We start from the raw sequence: 13667 nt of genomic DNA, 5'->3' as shown, positions 1-13667 counted from the left end.
TCCCCGGGCGGTCACCCCTGCATGGGTCCGGCCGAGGAGATCGAGCAGGTGGTGTCCGGCGCCGTGGCGGCCGGGGCGGTGCCGGGCGCCGCGTGGCTGGTGCGGCGCGGGGACGAGGTGGCCCGCGGCGCGGCAGGCACCCACACCCCGGGCGGGGACGACCCGGTCGCCCCGGACACCGTCTTCCGCATCTCCTCGGTGACCAAGCCGGTGGTGGCCACGGCCGCGCTCACCCTCGTCGACGACGGCACGCTGGCCCTCGACGAGCCGGTGGACCGGCTGCTGCCCGAGCTGGCCGGCCGGCGGGTGCTCGCCGACCCCGCCGACGCGGGCGCGGGCACGGTCGAGGCGCGGCGGGCGGTCACGGTGCGCGACGTCCTCACCTCCCGGCTCGGCCTGGGCATCGACTTCACCGCGCCGTGGCCCACCCCGACCGTCGCCGCGCTCGGTGAGGCGGGCCTGCCCGCCGGGCCGCCGGCACCGCAGGCCGCTCCCCCGCCGGACGAGTGGCTGCGCCGGGTGGCCGGCGTCCCGCTGGCGCACCAGCCCGGCGAGCGCTGGCTCTACCACACCGGCGCGAGCGTGCTCGGCGTCCTCGTGGCCCGCGCGGCCGGCCGGCCGCTGCCCGAGGTGCTCGCCGAGCGGGTGCTGGTCCCGCTCGGGATGACCGACACCGGCTTCGGCGTGCCGGCGCCGGCCCGCGGCCGGTTCGGCCCGCACTGGACGCCGCCGGACGAGCGGGGCCGGCGGCAGCTGTACGACCCCGCCGACGGCCAGTGGGCGTCCCCGCCGCCCTTCCCCGACGGCGGGGACGGCCTGGTCTCCACCGTCGACGACCTCGCCGTCCTCGCCCGGGTGCTGCTCGCCAGCGGGGAGCCGGTGCTGCGCGAGCAGACGGTGCGGGCGATGCTCACCGAGCAGGCCGGCCCGGTCGACGACGAGGGCGGCGGCTGGGGCCTGGGCCTCGGCGTCCGCCGCACCGACGAGCCCGGCGGCCGGCACGCCGGCTCCTTCGGCTGGGACGGCGGGCTGGGCAGCACCTGGTGGACCGACCCGGTCACCGGCACCACCGCGGTCCTGCTGACCAACCAGATGTGGTCCTCGCCGGCGCCGCCGGCGCTCTTCGAGGCCTTCCGTTCGGTGGCCTTCCGCGCGGTCGCGTCCGGTCCCCGCTAGGCGCGCCGGGCCGCCACCGCCGCGGCCACCCGCTCGACCAGGTCCTCGGGCACCGGGCGGCGGTAGGGCAGGTGCACCGCGTCCTTGCCCGAGCGGTGCGGCGCGACCTCGGCCTCCAGGTCGCCGTCGAACAGGGGCACCGGGTAGAGCGCCGCGTGCCGCTTCCAGGCGGCGTAGTGCAGGCCGTAGCGGCCGCCGAGCACGGCGGCCGGCATGCCGTAGCGGATCGTCTCGGTGGCCCCGGGCATGCCGCGGAGCACGGCGGCACGCACCTGCTCCAGCGCCGTCCGGGCCTCCTCGGGCAGGGCCGCCAGGTACTCCTCGACGGTGGCGGGGACGGGCATCGCGGGCTCCTCGGGGTCGCGCGGCTGCCGGGATGCTGCCGGGTGGCCGGCTCGGGCGCCAGACCGCGCGGCGCTAGGCGTCGCGGCGCTCGACCAGGCCCGCGCCCAGCACCCAGGCGGCGACCGCCCACGCCGCCGACACCGCCAGGCCCACCTGCCAGCTCGTCGGGACGGCGAGGAAGGGCTCCCCGCCCACCCGCAGCGCCGGCAGCGCCTGCGACAGCAGCTCGGCGGTCCGCCCGCCGGCCAGCGCCAGCGCGGGCGGGGCGACGAACACCAGCGCGACGCCCAGCCCGAGCGCGCCGGCGGTCGAGCGCAGCACGGCCCCGAGCCCGGCGGCGAGCACCGTCACCAGCACCGCGCCGGCCACCTGCAGGCCGGCCGACCGCAGCACGTCCGGGTCGTCGAGGGGCACGCCGCCGGGCACCGCGACCAGCGTCCGCGCGGCCAGGGCGCACGCGGCCACCAGCAGCGCGGTGAGCAGCGCCGCCCACGCCGCGACGACGGCCGTCTTGGCCCCCAGCAGCCGGGTGCGGCGCGGCACGGCGACCAGCGAGGACAGCGCCATCCCGCTGCCCAGGTCGGCGGTGACCGCGAGCACCCCGAGGACGACGAGCACCACCTGGCCGAAGGCGAACCCGATCAGCGCGACGCCGACCGCGGCGTCCGGGTCCGGCGCCGTCGGCGTGGTGGCCGCGGCCAGCCACCCGAACGCGCCGACGACGAGCAGGTAGACGGCGCTGCACCACCAGGTGGAGCGCAGCGTCCGCAGCTTGGTCCACTCGGCGCGCAGCACCGCCGTCAGGCCGACCCTCACGCCGCACCCGCCCGGTACTCGACGTCCTCGCCGGTCAGCTCCAGGTAGGCCGCCTCCAGCGAGGCGACCACCGGGGTCAGCTCGTGCACCGGCACCCGCGCGGCGAAGGCGACGTCGCCCACCGCGGCCGGGGCGAGGCCCTCCACCCGCAGCGCGCCGTCGGTCTCCAGCGCCACCCCGGCCCCGGCCCGGCGCAGCGCGGCGGCCAGCAGCGGCGCCTGCGGGCTGCGCACGCGCACCGCGGCGTGCCGGCCGAGGAGGTCGGCCATCGGGACGTCGGCGAGCAGCCGGCCGCGGCCGAGCACGACCAGGTGATCGGCGGTGTCCTCCATCTCGCTCATCAGGTGGCTGGACACCAGCACCGTGCGGCCCTCGTCGGCGAGGTCGCGCAGCAGGCCGCGCACCCAGCGGATGCCCTCCGGGTCCAGGCCGTTGACCGGCTCGTCGAGCAGCAGCACCTCGGGGTCGCCGAGCAGCGCCGCGGCGATGCCGAGCCGCTGGCCCATCCCCAGCGAGAAGCCGCGCACCCGCTCGTGCGCCACCGCGCCGAGGCCGACCAGCTCGACGACGTCGTCCACCCGGGAGGCGGGCAGGCCGTTGCCCTGCGCCAGCGCGAGCAGGTGCGCGTACGCGGTGCGGCCGGGATGGCGCGCCCGCGGGTCCACCAGCGCGCCGACCCGCCGCATGGGCACGTCGAGGTCGCGGTAGGGCACGCCGAGCACCGTCGCCGTCCCGGCGGTGGGCCGGGTCAGGCCGAGCACGCAGCGCATCGTCGTCGTCTTGCCCGAGCCGTTCGGGCCGAGGAAGCCGGTCACCCGGCCCGGGTGCACGGTGAAGCCGACGTCGTCGACCGCGACCCGCGTCCGGTAGTGCTTGGTCAGCCCGTCGACCTCGATCACGCGGACAGTGTGGCGACCGGAGGCCGGGGAGCCCGGCAGGCTAGTCCCGGGCGGCCGCGGCGCGTTCCCGCTGGATCAGCTCCTTGCTGCGCACCAGCCGCAGCAGGGTGACCACGATCAGCCCGCCGGCCATGTTGAGCAACGTGACGTACCAGAACCAGGCCAGCCACTCGCCGTAGCCGAACGGCGCGGTGCCGGTGTGGATCGCGCCGAAGGCCAGCAGCGAGTCCAGGATCGAGTGGAACAGCTGCAGCCCGGCCAGGACGAACGCGCCGGCGACCGCGGCGACGATCTTGGCGCCGTCGGCGGAGGTGCCGTTCTGCATGCGGGTCATGAGCGTGATGCCGACGCCGCCGAGGAAGGCCAGGCACACCGCGCGCAGGTCCAGCGGGGACTCGACGAAGTGCCGCGCCGACTCGACGACGGTGGGCCCGAGCTGCGGGAAGCCGTGCACCACCACCCACATCGCCAGCCACCCGCCGACGAGGTTGCCCACCAGCGTCCCGGCCCACAGCTTCCCCAGCTGCGACCAGCTCGCCCGGCCGGCGACGACGGCGGTCACCGGCAGCAGGAAGCCCTCGGTGAACAGCTCGCTGCGGGCCAGCAGGAGGGCGATGAACCCGATCGAGAACGCCAGCCCGGCCAGCAGGTGGCTGCCGGTCTCCGCGTAGACCGCGAGCAGCGCGAGGACGCCGATCGCGACCTCCAGGCCGCCGGCGAGCCCGGTGGTGAGCACCTCCCGCCAGGTGCGGTGCAGCCGCTGCGCGCCCTGGCTGACCACCCGGTCGAAGGCCTGGACGACCTCGTCCTCCGCGGGCGCGTCGGTGTCGCCGAGCTGGATCCGCCGCTGGTCGGTCACCGTGCGCACCTACCCTCGGCCGCGTGCGTCCATCCGAGCCCGGACCGGTGACCCTGCACCTGTGGGGTGTCCCCGGCCGCGCCGTGCCGCGGGCGGTGCTGCGGATGGCCTCGGTCCGCCCGGCGCTCGCGCGCCTGCCGGGGCTGCGGTTCGCCAAGCTGCTGGGCACCGGCGACGGGCGGACGTTCACCGCCCGCGACGCCGACCCCCGCCGCTGGGGCCTGCTGGCGGTCTGGGACGACGACGCCGCCGCGGACGCCCTCGACGACTCCCCCGTCGCCGCGAGCTGGCGGCGGATCGCCGAGGAGGAGTGGTCGGCGCGGCTGCGCCCGCTGGCGGCGCGCGGGCTGTGGTCGGGCCGCGAGCCGTTCGGCCGGCCGCGGCCGCAGCGCTGGGACGGGCCGGTGGCCGCGGTGACCCGGGCGCGGCTGGTGCTGCGCCGGGCGGCCCGGTTCTGGTCCGCGGTGCCGCCGGTGTCGGCGGACCTGCACCGGGCGCCGGGGCTGCGCATGGCCGTCGGCATCGGCGAGGCGCCGCTGGGCCTGCAGGGCACCTTCAGCGTCTGGGACTCCGCGGCGGCGCTGAACGCCTTCGCCTACGACCGCCCCGAGCACGCCGCGGTGGTCCGGCGGACGGCGCAGGAGCGCTGGTACGCCGAGGAGCTGTTCGCCCGCCTGGCGGTGCTGTCGACCCGCGGCACCGTCGACGGCGCCGACCCCGCGGCGGGTCACAGCTCCACGTAGAGGTGGATCTCCTCGCGGTCGTCGCCGGGGGCGAGCCGGATCGCGCCGGGCATCCGGCCGAACTCGCGGTAGCCCAGCCCCTGGTAGAAGCCCTCGATGCCGTAGCCGCCGCGCACGGTGAGGTGCAGCATCTCCAGCCCGAGGTCGCGGGCGGCGTCGTGCACCCCGCTCATGAGCGCCCGGCCCAGCCCCTGCCCCTGCCGGGCCGGGTGGACCTGCACCCGCAGCACGGTGGCCCAGTGCCGGCGCAGCGGGCTGACCGACAGCGACAGCACCGCCCAGCCGGCGAGCTCGCCGTCCGCGCGCAGCACCACCACCCGCTCGCGGCCCTGCGCCACCCGCTCGAGCAGGGAGTCGAGCACGGGGGCGACGTCGTCCCGGCTGACCGGGGGGACGAAGCCGACCGCGCCGCCGGCGTTGGAGACGTCGGTCCAGCAGGCCAGCAGGGCCTCGCGCAGCTGCGGGTCGACGTCCTCGACGGCGGTGGCCACGGCAGACGGCACGGCGCTCGGCATGCCCCGATTCTCGTCCGCGACGCACGTCACGGACCGCCCGGCCCCTGGACCCGGTGCACCCGCGGGGCCAGGCTCGGCGTCATGACCGACGCTCCCGGCCCCGTCCCGACCCGGCGCTCCGACGAGGACGAGATGCGCGTCCCGTTCTGGATCGTGCTCGCCGGCGTGGGCGCCGGCGCGTTCTGGGCGCTGGCCGGCGTGGCCCTCGGCTCCTGGCTGCGCTCCCGCCGCTGAGCCCGCGGGGCCTCAGCCCGACGAGCCGCTGGGGCCGAAGCGCTCCACCCGCACGTCCGGCTCCGGCACGCCCAGGCCGACCAGCAGCTGGCCGGCCGCCTCGGCGAACGGCGTGGACCCGCAGACGTAGGCGGTCTGGCCCGGCTCCCACAGCGGCACGAGGTCCGCGGCGGTCAGCCGGCCGGCGGGGCGGATCCCCGACGGCTCCCGGGTGGTGACCACCAGCGCCCCGGCCGCCCGCAGCTCGTCGACGTACGGCAGCTCGGCCAGCGTGCGGGTGGAGACGGCGACCCGCAGCAGGTCCTCGCGGCCCAGCTCGCGCGCGGTGCGCAGCATCGACACGAACGGGACGACGCCGGTGCCCCCGCCCACGAGCAGCGCCGGCCCGTCGCCCTCCCAGACGAACCAGCCGCCGATCGGCCCGCGGACCTCCAACTCGTCACCCACCTCGACGACGTCGGCGAGGTAGGTGGACACCTCGCCGTCGTCGAGCCGCTCGACCAGCAGCTCGAGCAGCGGGTCCCCCGGCGCCGACGCCAGCGAGTAGGACCGCTGGGCCCGGTAGCCGTCCTCGGCGGTGAGCCGGACGACGTAGTGCTGCCCGGCCAGGTGGTCGACGCGGTCGGGCACCTCCAGCCGCAGCCGGACGGTGCGCGGGGTGGGGCGGTCGACCTCGCGGACGGTCGCCGTGCGCCAGCCCCCGGCCGGTGCCCGCCGCCGCAGGCGGGGTGGCGGATCGGTCGGCCCCGCTGCCGGCTCCGCGTCGGCCTCGGGACGAGGTCCTCCCTCAGTCACCCTGGTACCGCTGCTCGCGCCACGGGTCGCCGCGGTCGTGGTAGCCGTTCTGCTCCCAGAACCCCTGCTGGTCGCGCTGCAGGAGGGTCAGCCGGGTGACCCACTTCGCGCTCTTCCAGAAGTACAGGTGCGGCACGAGCAGCCGCACCGGGCCGCCGTGCTCGATCGGCAGCGGCTTCCCGTCGAACTCCCAGACGATCCACGCCCTGCCGCCGGTGACGTCCTCGAGCGGCAGGTTGGTGGTGTAGCCGGTCTTGGACGTCGCGATGACGAAGTGCGCGTCGGCGGTGGGACGGGCGGCCTCCAGCAGGGTGTCCACGCTGACGCCGGCGAAGTGCGTGTCGAACTTGGACCACGTGGTGACGCAGTGGATGTCGCCGCGGTAATCCGAGGCCGGGAGCCGGTGGACGTCGTCCCAGGTCCAGGTGGTCGGGTTCTCCACCCGGCCGTCGACGGTGATGCTCCAGGTCTCCGGCGCGATGCGCGGGGTGGGCTCGGCGGTCAGCACGGGCCAGTCGCGGCCGACGTCGTACTGGCCGGGGGGCAGCCGCGGGTCGCGCTCGCGACGTCGGCCGAGGAAGCCCCTGGTCGGTCCTGCCACGCGTCCTCCTCCGATGGGGTGGGTGTGCCGACACGCTGCCACGCCCCGGCAGGCGGACACCAACGTCCTGACCAGCGCTGAGGGTTCCCTTACGAGAGGTGAGTCACGTCGTGTTCACATGGCCGACACCGGGGCATGGAGCCTAACTTTGGTGCCGTGGTGACGGTGACGAACTCGGGCCAGCGCAGGACCCCGAAGGTCGCGAAGACCAGCTCGGTCGCGAAGAAGGCCGTGATGGCGGTCAGCGGGATCATCCTGGTCCTGTACCTGGTCGCGCACATGGTGGGGAACCTCAAGCTCTTCGCCGGCGCGGAGACCTTCAACGGCTACTCGGAGTGGATCCGCCGCATCGGCGAGCCGGCCGTCCCGGGCCAGACGGTGCTGTGGATCATCCGCGTCGTCCTGCTGGCGGCCGTGGTCGCGCACATCTGGGCCGCGATCTCCCTGTGGCGGCAGGCCAAGCGCGCCCGGCCCACCCAGTACGTGGCCCGCAAGGCGGTGGCCCAGAGCTACGCCTCGCGCACCATGCGCTGGGGCGGCGTGATCCTGGCGCTGTTCATCGTCTACCACATCCTCGACCTCACGCTCGGGGTCGCGAACCCCGAGGGCCACGACTCCACGCCCTACGACCGCGCGATCGCCGGGTTCTCCAACCCGTTCGTCACCCTGGTCTACGTCGTCGCGCTGCTGGCCCTGGGCTTCCACCTGCGGCACGGCATCTGGAGTGCCACCCAGACGCTGGGTCAGAGCAACAAGACGCGCGAGCGGACGGTCAACGCGTTCGCCACCGTCTTCGCCGTCGTCCTGACCGCCGGGTTCCTGATCCCGCCGCTCAGCGTCCTCGTCGGCATCATCGAGTAGGAGCACTCCCCATGGCCCTCGACCTGTTCACCGTCGGCGACCCGATCGCCGACACCAAGGCCCCTCGGGACGTCCCGATCGGCGAGCGCTGGAGCGAGCGCCGCTTCCGGGCGAAGCTGGTCAACCCGGCCAACCGCCGCAAGCTGACCGTCATCGTCGTCGGCACCGGCCTGGCCGGCGGCTCGGCCGCCGCCACGCTCGGCGAGGCCGGCTACAAGGTCAAGTCGTTCTGGTACCAGGACAGCCCGCGCCGCGCGCACAGCGTCGCCGCGCAGGGCGGCATCAACGCCGCCAAGAACTACCGCAACGACGGCGACTCGGTGCACCGGCTGTTCTACGACACGGTCAAGGGCGGCGACTTCCGCGCCCGCGAGGACAACGTGCACCGGCTGGCCGAGGTCAGCGTCAACATCATCGACCAGTGCGTGGCCCAGGGCGTGCCCTTCGCCCGCGAGTACGGCGGCCTGCTCGACAACCGCTCCTTCGGCGGCACCCAGGTGTCGCGGACGTTCTACGCCCGCGGCCAGACGGGTCAGCAGCTGCTGTACGGCGCCTACCAGGCCCTCGAGCGGCAGATGGCGGCCGGCACCGTCGAGCAGTTCCCGCGCACGGAGATGCTCGACCTGATCGTCGTCGACGGCCGGGCCCGCGGCATCGTGGCGCGCGACCTGATCACCGGCGAGATCAGCACGCACTTCGCCGACGCCGTGGTGCTCGCCACCGGTGGCTACAGCAACGTCTTCTACCTGTCCACGAACGCCAAGGGCTCCAACGCCACGGCGATCTGGCGGGCGCACAAGCGGGGCGCGCTGTTCGCCAACCCCTGCTACACGCAGATCCACCCGACCTGCATCCCGGTGCACGGCGAGTACCAGTCGAAGCTCACGCTGATGAGCGAGTCGCTGCGCAACGACGGCCGTGTGTGGGTGCCCAAGGAGCGCGGCGACACCCGCGACCCGCGGCAGATCCCCGAGGACGAGCGCGACTACTACCTCGAGCGGATCTACCCCTCGTTCGGCAACCTGGTCCCCCGCGACATCGCGTCGCGGCAGGCCAAGAACGTCTGCGACGAGGGCCGCGGCGTCGGCCCCAACGGCCTGGGCGTGTACCTCGACTTCGCCGAGGCCATGCAGCGGCTCGGCCGGCCGGCCATCGAGGCCAAGTACGGCAACCTCTTCGACATGTACGCCCAGATCACGGGTGAGGACCCCTACGAGGTCCCCATGCGGATCTACCCGGCCGTGCACTACACGATGGGCGGTCTGTGGGTCGACTACGACCTGCAGTCGAACGTCCCCGGCCTGTTCGTGATCGGTGAGGCCAACTTCTCCGACCATGGCGCGAACCGGCTCGGCGCCAGCGCCCTCATGCAGGGCCTGGCCGACGGCTACTTCGTGCTGCCGAACACGATCAACGACTACCTGGCCTCCGGCCCGTTCGACAAGGTCGACCCGCAGCACCCGGCCGCGGTCGAGGCGCTCGAGGGCGTCCGCGCGCAGACCGAGAAGCTGCTGTCGATCAACGGCAACCGGACCACCGCCTCCTTCCACCGCGAGCTCGGCCGGCTGATGTTCGACCTCTGCGGCATGGAGCGGTCGGAGGAGAGCCTGCGCAAGGCGCTCGACCGGATCCCCGAGATCCGGCAGGAGTTCTGGACCAACGTGAAGGTCCCCGGCGAGGCCGGGCGCTTCAACCAGAGCCTGGAGCACGCCGGCCGCGTCGCCGACTTCATCGAGCTCGCCGAGCTGATGTGCGTCGACGCACTGCACCGCAACGAGAGCTGCGGTGGTCACTTCCGGGCCGAGAGCCAGACCCCCGACGGGGAGGCCCTGCGCGACGACGAGAACTTCGCCTACGTCGCGGCCTGGGAGTGGACGCCCGAGGGCGTCCCGCCGGTCCTCCACAAGGAGGACCTCGAGTTCGAGTACGTCCACCTCGCCCAGCGGAGCTACAAGTAATGAACCTCAAGCTGCGTGTCTGGCGTCAGCGGAGTGCGGCGGAGAAGGGGCAGATGGTGACCTACGAGGTCACCGACGTCTCCCCGGACATGTCGTTCCTCGAGATGCTCGACGTCCTCAACGAGCAGCTCATCCTGAACGGCGAGGACCCGGTCTCCTTCGACCACGACTGCCGCGAGGGCATCTGCGGGTCGTGCGGCGTCATGATCAACGGCCGCGCCCACGGCAACGGCCTGTTCGACAACCACCCGCAGACCACCACCTGCCAGCTGCACATGCGGTCGTTCAAGGACGGCGACACGATCGACGTCGAGCCGTGGCGGGCGACGGCGTTCCCGGTCATCAAGGACCTCGCCGTCGACCGGTCGGCGTTCGATCGGATCATCCAGTCGGGCGGCTACATCAGCGCCCCGACCGGCACCGCCCCCGAGGCGCACTCGATCCTGGTCGCCAAGAAGGACTCCGACGCCGCCTTCGACGCCGCCACCTGCATCGGCTGCGGCGCCTGCGTGGCGGCCTGCCCGAACGCCTCGTCGATGCTGTTCACGGCCTCGAAGGTCACGCACCTGGGGCTGCTGCCGCAGGGTCAGCCCGAGCGGAACGACCGGGTGATCAACATGGTCCACCAGCAGGACCTCGAGGGCTTCGGCGGCTGCACCAACATCGGCGAGTGCTCGGCGAGCTGCCCCAAGGGCATCTCGATGGAGAACATCTCCCGGCTCAACCACGACCTGCTCGGCGCCCTGCGCGCCGGCGCGCGTCCCAAGAGCTGAACGCGGCACCCTGACGACCGCCGACGGGCGGGGACCCCTCACGGGGTCCCCGCCCGTCGGGGTTCCCGGGGCCGGACGGTGGCGCCGGGTCGGTTCGAGGTGCAAACTGACGGCGTGACCGCGCTCTACGACCTCGCGGACCTGCCCGGCCGCCCGTGCACCATCGCCGCCGCCCTGGAGCTGGTCGGCGAGCGGTGGTCGCTGCTGGTGGTCCGGGAGGTCTCGCTGGGCAACCACCGCTTCAGTGACATCGCCCGCGGCACCGGGGCGCCCCGGGACCGGTTGACCGCGCGGCTCAACGCGCTGGTCGCCGCCGGCGTGCTCGAGCGCCGGCAGTACAGCGACTCGCCACCCCGCTCGGGCTACCACCTCACCGCCTCCGGCCGCGACCTGCTGCCGGTACTGCAGGCGCTGCTGCAGTGGGGCGACCGCTGGGCCGCCGAGGAGCCGCCGGTGCGGCTGACCCACGCACCGGCCGGGCACGAGGAGCACACCGTCGACGCCGAGTGGGTGTGCCGGACCTGCGGCGAGCCGGTCAACTCCTCGCGGGTCGAGCGGGTGCTGACGCCGGCCGGCCGCGCGCTGTCCGGGCTGCCGGCGGACGAGACGCATGAGCACTGAGGCCCGCACCGGGACCGACCCGGCCACCGGCGCGCCCGCCGGGTGGGGCGAGCCGCGCTCCCGGACGGTCACCTGGTTCGACCCGCTGGTCACCGCGGCCGGCGGCCGGGAGCGCTCGGGGCTGGAGACGCTGGAGGCGGTGCGCGACGGCGTGCTGCCGCCGCCCCCGATCGCCCAGCTGCTGCAGATGGACCTGGTCGCCGTCGAGGAGGGCCGGGTCGAGTTCGCCTGCGCCGTCGACGAGTCGGTCTACAACCCGATCGGCGTCGTGCACGGCGGGCTGGTCTGCACGCTGCTGGACTCCGTCGCCGGCTGCGCGGTGCACACCACGCTGCCGCACGGCGTCGGCTACACCTCGATCGAGCTGAAGGTGACCTACCTGCGGGCGGTCACGCACGCCAGCGGGCCGCTGACCGCCGTCGGCACGGTGGTCAAGTCCGGCCGACGGGTCGCCTTCGCCGAGGGGCAGGTCACCGACGCCGCCGGCAAGGTGGTCGCGACGGCGTCGAGCTCGCTGCTGGTCTTCCCGCTGCCGGCCTGAGTCAGCGGCGGCGGATCCGCACGTCGTCGGTGCAAGTGGCCGTCGAGCGCAGCCGCCGCCAGCCCAGGCCCGCGTGCTCGAGCCACCGCAGCGCCGAGAGCTCCCCGGCCGTGCACGCCTCAGCCTCCTCGCCGGGGCCGGGCTCGACCCGCACGACGACGCGGTGGCTGAAGGCGGCGAGGCGGTCGTCGTAGGTCGTCGTCCCCTCCTCGGTGAAGGCGGAGACGAACAGGTCGTGCCCGGCGGCGCGCTCGCGCAGCCAGGCACGGCGGCCGTCGTCGAGACCGTCGAAGACGCCGCGCACGACGACGCGGTAGGTGCGGCTGGACACGGCGGGCGACGGTAGCGGCGCGACCGGCCGCGGTCACCCGGTTTCCCGGCTCCCCCGGAACCGGTCGACGACGAGCTCGGGGACGACGTAGGGCTCCCCCGGCACCGCCTTCTCCGGGAAGTCGAAGACGGCGACCATCGACTGCAGCGGGTAGTCCGGGGTCACCGCGACCTCGCGCACCACCCGCCCGTCCACGGAGAACGCCGCCCCGTCGGGCCGCCAGTCGACGGCGTAGGTGTGCCAGTCGGCGACGTCGATGCCGGGCCGGGGCGCGGCGAAGTCCTCGGCCAGCCGCGGGTCGCGGAACGGGTGGGTGCCCATCCCGACGGCGGCGCCCTCGACCGGGTCGACGGCGTCGCCGAACACCTCCATCACGCACAGCTCGCCCGAGCGCTCGGGCACGTCCTCCAGCCCGACCAGCCACCAGGCGACCATCGACCGCGGCGTCACGGTGGCGCGGGCGCGCATCTCCAGCCGCCCGTACCGCGGCGTCCAGCCCCAGTGCGCCGGCTGCTCCTCGCGGACGACCGCCCCGGGCCGCACCGGCTGCTGCCCGACCGTGCTGCCGACCGGCCCGGAGAAGACGCCGGACTGGATGCCCGAGACCCGCAGCGGCGGGTGGTCGTCGGGGCACCACAGCGGGGTGTCGTCGGGCAGGTGCAGCCGCAGGCAGGAGTCGCGGACCTCGTAGCAGGCCGCCGTCGCCGCGCGGGAGCTCCACTGCGGCAGGTAGTGCGGGACCCAGACGTCGCGGTCGAGGTCCTCGCCGTCGAAGTCGTCGCAGAAGTCGTCGCAGAAGTCGTCGCGGGGATCCGTCATCGCGACTGCAGCGCGTCGAGGGCCACGGCCATGGCGGCGGCGACGCGGAAGTCCAGCCGGGGGTCGGGGACGGTGACGTCGTAGCGGTCGCGGATCGACTTCCGCCGCTCGACGACCAGCACCGGCCGGCCGGTGGCGGTGTCGACGAAGTCGAAGTGGAAGACGAACGGCACCCAGACGTCGCCGAGGTAGGGGATGAGCTCCCACACCCGCCGCAGCACGGCGATCACCGGCCGCCGCTCCCGGCCGACGGCGGTCAGTCCCGGCACCGACAGGTCCCAGGTCGAGCGCAGCAGGCTGGCGCCGAACCGCTTGCTGAACGTGCCGAGCGGGCGGCCCTGCTCGTCGAGGACGTCGTGCTCGGCGTGCACGTCGAGGCGCTGGCGGGCGCGGAAGGAGAAGACCGGCCGGGTGCGCTCCTCGTCGGCGGTGAAGACCACCTCCTCCTTGAGCTTGAGCCGCTTCTGCTGCGCCATGGCCAGCAGCTCGCCCTCGGTGCCGTCCGGCCCGACGGCGCGGACCTCGTAGCGGTTGACCATCACGGTGATCCGCTGACGGACGGCGAAGCGCGGGACGACCATCGCGGCGCGGGGTTCGTCGGCGTACGGCACGGTCACAGCGGCACCTCCGGGCTCGGGTCCAGACCCCCATCGTGGTCCCCGCGTCCAGGACACGCCGTGCGCAACCAGGTCGAACACGAGAATCTCGTTCTCACCCAGCGAGGGCACAACCGCTGTGCCAGGGTCGGCCTCAGGTGGAGCGGGTCCACCGACAGGAGTC

General features: G+C 74.6%; 18 protein-coding genes. 8 read left to right on the top strand and 10 right to left on the bottom strand.

Annotated features, from left to right (window positions below; all coding sequences use genetic code 11):
* Positions 1 to 21: 21 nt before the first annotated feature.
* Complete coding sequence (locus ACI79Z_RS08135) at positions 22 to 1176, top strand: serine hydrolase domain-containing protein (RefSeq protein ID WP_456902295.1); 1155 nt, start codon at positions 22 to 24, stop codon at positions 1174 to 1176.
* On the opposite strand, the gene ACI79Z_RS08130 is transcribed toward ACI79Z_RS08135, so the two are convergent.
* The 4 genes from ACI79Z_RS08130 to ACI79Z_RS08115 all read right to left on the bottom strand — a co-directional run bounded on the left by ACI79Z_RS08130 (position 1173) and on the right by ACI79Z_RS08115 (position 4095).
* Complete coding sequence (locus ACI79Z_RS08130; RefSeq protein WP_456902294.1) at positions 1173 to 1520, bottom strand: iron chaperone; 348 nt, start codon at positions 1518 to 1520, stop codon at positions 1173 to 1175. The two genes, ACI79Z_RS08135 and ACI79Z_RS08130, sit on opposite strands and share 4 nt — an antisense overlap.
* A gap of 73 nt (positions 1521 to 1593) precedes the next feature.
* Positions 1594 to 2337, bottom strand: a complete 744-nt coding sequence (locus tag ACI79Z_RS08125) for an ABC transporter permease (protein ID WP_456902293.1) — start codon at positions 2335 to 2337, stop codon at positions 1594 to 1596.
* Complete coding sequence (locus ACI79Z_RS08120; RefSeq protein ID WP_456902292.1) at positions 2334 to 3236, bottom strand: ATP-binding cassette domain-containing protein; 903 nt, start codon at positions 3234 to 3236, stop codon at positions 2334 to 2336. Before ACI79Z_RS08120 ends, ACI79Z_RS08125 begins: the two co-directional genes overlap by 4 nt.
* 40 nt (positions 3237 to 3276) lie before the next feature.
* Positions 3277 to 4095 (bottom strand): formate/nitrite transporter family protein, encoded by an 819-nt coding sequence (locus ACI79Z_RS08115; protein WP_387986351.1) that lies wholly within the window; start codon positions 4093 to 4095, stop codon positions 3277 to 3279.
* 23 nt (positions 4096 to 4118) lie between these two features.
* Between ACI79Z_RS08115 and ACI79Z_RS08110 the strand changes: the two genes are divergently transcribed.
* Positions 4119 to 4838, top strand: a complete 720-nt coding sequence (locus ACI79Z_RS08110; protein ID WP_387986353.1) for a monooxygenase — start codon at positions 4119 to 4121, stop codon at positions 4836 to 4838.
* Here ACI79Z_RS08110 and ACI79Z_RS08105 read toward each other — a convergent pair.
* Positions 4823 to 5353 carry a GNAT family N-acetyltransferase gene (locus tag ACI79Z_RS08105; RefSeq protein ID WP_387986356.1) on the bottom strand — a complete coding sequence of 177 codons (531 nt, stop codon included), beginning with the start codon at positions 5351 to 5353 and terminating at the stop codon, positions 4823 to 4825. The two genes, ACI79Z_RS08110 and ACI79Z_RS08105, sit on opposite strands and share 16 nt — an antisense overlap.
* Positions 5354 to 5434: 81 nt before the next feature.
* On the opposite strand from ACI79Z_RS08105, the gene ACI79Z_RS08100 reads away from it, so the two are divergent.
* A complete protein-coding gene (locus tag ACI79Z_RS08100; RefSeq protein ID WP_456902291.1) occupies positions 5435 to 5587 on the top strand; it encodes a hypothetical protein in 153 nt (50 codons plus the stop codon).
* 12 nt (positions 5588 to 5599) lie between these two features.
* Here ACI79Z_RS08100 and ACI79Z_RS08095 read toward each other — a convergent pair whose 3' ends face one another.
* The gene (locus ACI79Z_RS08095) at positions 5600 to 6382 is read right to left on the bottom strand and encodes an FAD-binding oxidoreductase (RefSeq protein WP_456902290.1); all 783 of its coding nucleotides are present in this window, start codon (positions 6380 to 6382) and stop codon (positions 5600 to 5602) included.
* A complete protein-coding gene (locus ACI79Z_RS08090; RefSeq protein WP_387986365.1) occupies positions 6375 to 6983 on the bottom strand; it encodes a sulfite oxidase-like oxidoreductase in 609 nt (202 codons plus the stop codon). The genes ACI79Z_RS08095 and ACI79Z_RS08090 overlap by 8 nt, the downstream gene beginning before the upstream one ends.
* Before the next feature lie 156 nt (positions 6984 to 7139).
* Here ACI79Z_RS08090 and ACI79Z_RS08085 point away from each other — a divergent pair, with 156 nt between their 5' ends.
* The 5 genes from ACI79Z_RS08085 to ACI79Z_RS08065 all read left to right on the top strand — a co-directional run bounded on the left by ACI79Z_RS08085 (position 7140) and on the right by ACI79Z_RS08065 (position 11737).
* Positions 7140 to 7844 carry a succinate dehydrogenase cytochrome b subunit gene (locus tag ACI79Z_RS08085; RefSeq protein WP_387986368.1) on the top strand — a complete coding sequence of 235 codons (705 nt, stop codon included), beginning with the start codon at positions 7140 to 7142 and terminating at the stop codon, positions 7842 to 7844.
* 11 nt (positions 7845 to 7855) lie between these two features.
* Complete coding sequence (locus ACI79Z_RS08080) at positions 7856 to 9802, top strand: fumarate reductase/succinate dehydrogenase flavoprotein subunit (protein WP_387986370.1); 1947 nt, start codon at positions 7856 to 7858, stop codon at positions 9800 to 9802.
* A complete protein-coding gene (locus ACI79Z_RS08075; protein ID WP_387986373.1) occupies positions 9802 to 10575 on the top strand; it encodes a succinate dehydrogenase/fumarate reductase iron-sulfur subunit in 774 nt (257 codons plus the stop codon). The genes ACI79Z_RS08080 and ACI79Z_RS08075 overlap by 1 nt, the downstream gene beginning before the upstream one ends.
* A gap of 114 nt (positions 10576 to 10689) precedes the next feature.
* Complete coding sequence (locus ACI79Z_RS08070; protein ID WP_456902289.1) at positions 10690 to 11196, top strand: winged helix-turn-helix transcriptional regulator; 507 nt, start codon at positions 10690 to 10692, stop codon at positions 11194 to 11196.
* Positions 11186 to 11737: a PaaI family thioesterase gene (locus tag ACI79Z_RS08065; protein WP_456902288.1), complete on the top strand. Its 552-nt coding sequence runs from the start codon at positions 11186 to 11188 to the stop codon at positions 11735 to 11737. The genes ACI79Z_RS08070 and ACI79Z_RS08065 overlap by 11 nt, the downstream gene beginning before the upstream one ends.
* A 1-nt stretch (position 11738) precedes the next feature.
* On the opposite strand, the gene ACI79Z_RS08060 is transcribed toward ACI79Z_RS08065, so the two are convergent.
* Genes ACI79Z_RS08060 through ACI79Z_RS08050 form a run of 3 tightly spaced genes read right to left on the bottom strand, consistent with a single transcriptional unit; the run spans position 11739 to position 13504 of the window.
* Positions 11739 to 12068, bottom strand: a complete 330-nt coding sequence (locus ACI79Z_RS08060) for a DUF6204 family protein (RefSeq protein WP_456902287.1) — start codon at positions 12066 to 12068, stop codon at positions 11739 to 11741.
* A gap of 33 nt (positions 12069 to 12101) precedes the next feature.
* Positions 12102 to 12887, bottom strand: a complete 786-nt coding sequence (locus ACI79Z_RS08055; RefSeq protein WP_456902286.1) for a glycoside hydrolase family 16 protein — start codon at positions 12885 to 12887, stop codon at positions 12102 to 12104.
* Positions 12884 to 13504, bottom strand: coding sequence for an LURP-one-related/scramblase family protein (locus tag ACI79Z_RS08050; protein WP_387986385.1), 621 nt, complete (start codon positions 13502 to 13504; stop codon positions 12884 to 12886). The genes ACI79Z_RS08055 and ACI79Z_RS08050 overlap by 4 nt, the downstream gene beginning before the upstream one ends.
* Positions 13505 to 13667: the final 163 nt, after the last annotated feature.

Source organism: Geodermatophilus sp. SYSU D00663 (assembly GCF_054050655.1).
Note: the sequence above shows the minus strand (reverse complement) of the source record. Positions and strands in the feature narration are given on the sequence as shown.

Excerpts from the sequence above, each read along its gene's own strand:
- ACI79Z_RS08135 (WP_456902295.1), top strand. The coding sequence starts at position 22 with ATGGGTCCGGCCGAGGAGATCGAGCAGGTGGTGTCCGGCGCCGTGGCG.
- ACI79Z_RS08130 (WP_456902294.1), bottom strand. The coding sequence starts at position 1,520 with ATGCCCGTCCCCGCCACCGTCGAGGAGTACCTGGCGGCCCTGCCCGAG.
- ACI79Z_RS08105 (WP_387986356.1), bottom strand. The coding sequence starts at position 5,353 with ATGCCGAGCGCCGTGCCGTCTGCCGTGGCCACCGCCGTCGAGGACGTC.
- ACI79Z_RS08100 (WP_456902291.1), top strand. The coding sequence starts at position 5,435 with ATGACCGACGCTCCCGGCCCCGTCCCGACCCGGCGCTCCGACGAGGAC.
- ACI79Z_RS08080 (WP_387986370.1), top strand. The coding sequence starts at position 7,856 with ATGGCCCTCGACCTGTTCACCGTCGGCGACCCGATCGCCGACACCAAG.
- ACI79Z_RS08075 (WP_387986373.1), top strand. The coding sequence starts at position 9,802 with ATGAACCTCAAGCTGCGTGTCTGGCGTCAGCGGAGTGCGGCGGAGAAG.
- ACI79Z_RS08065 (WP_456902288.1), top strand. The coding sequence starts at position 11,186 with ATGAGCACTGAGGCCCGCACCGGGACCGACCCGGCCACCGGCGCGCCC.
- ACI79Z_RS08055 (WP_456902286.1), bottom strand. The coding sequence starts at position 12,887 with ATGACGGATCCCCGCGACGACTTCTGCGACGACTTCTGCGACGACTTC.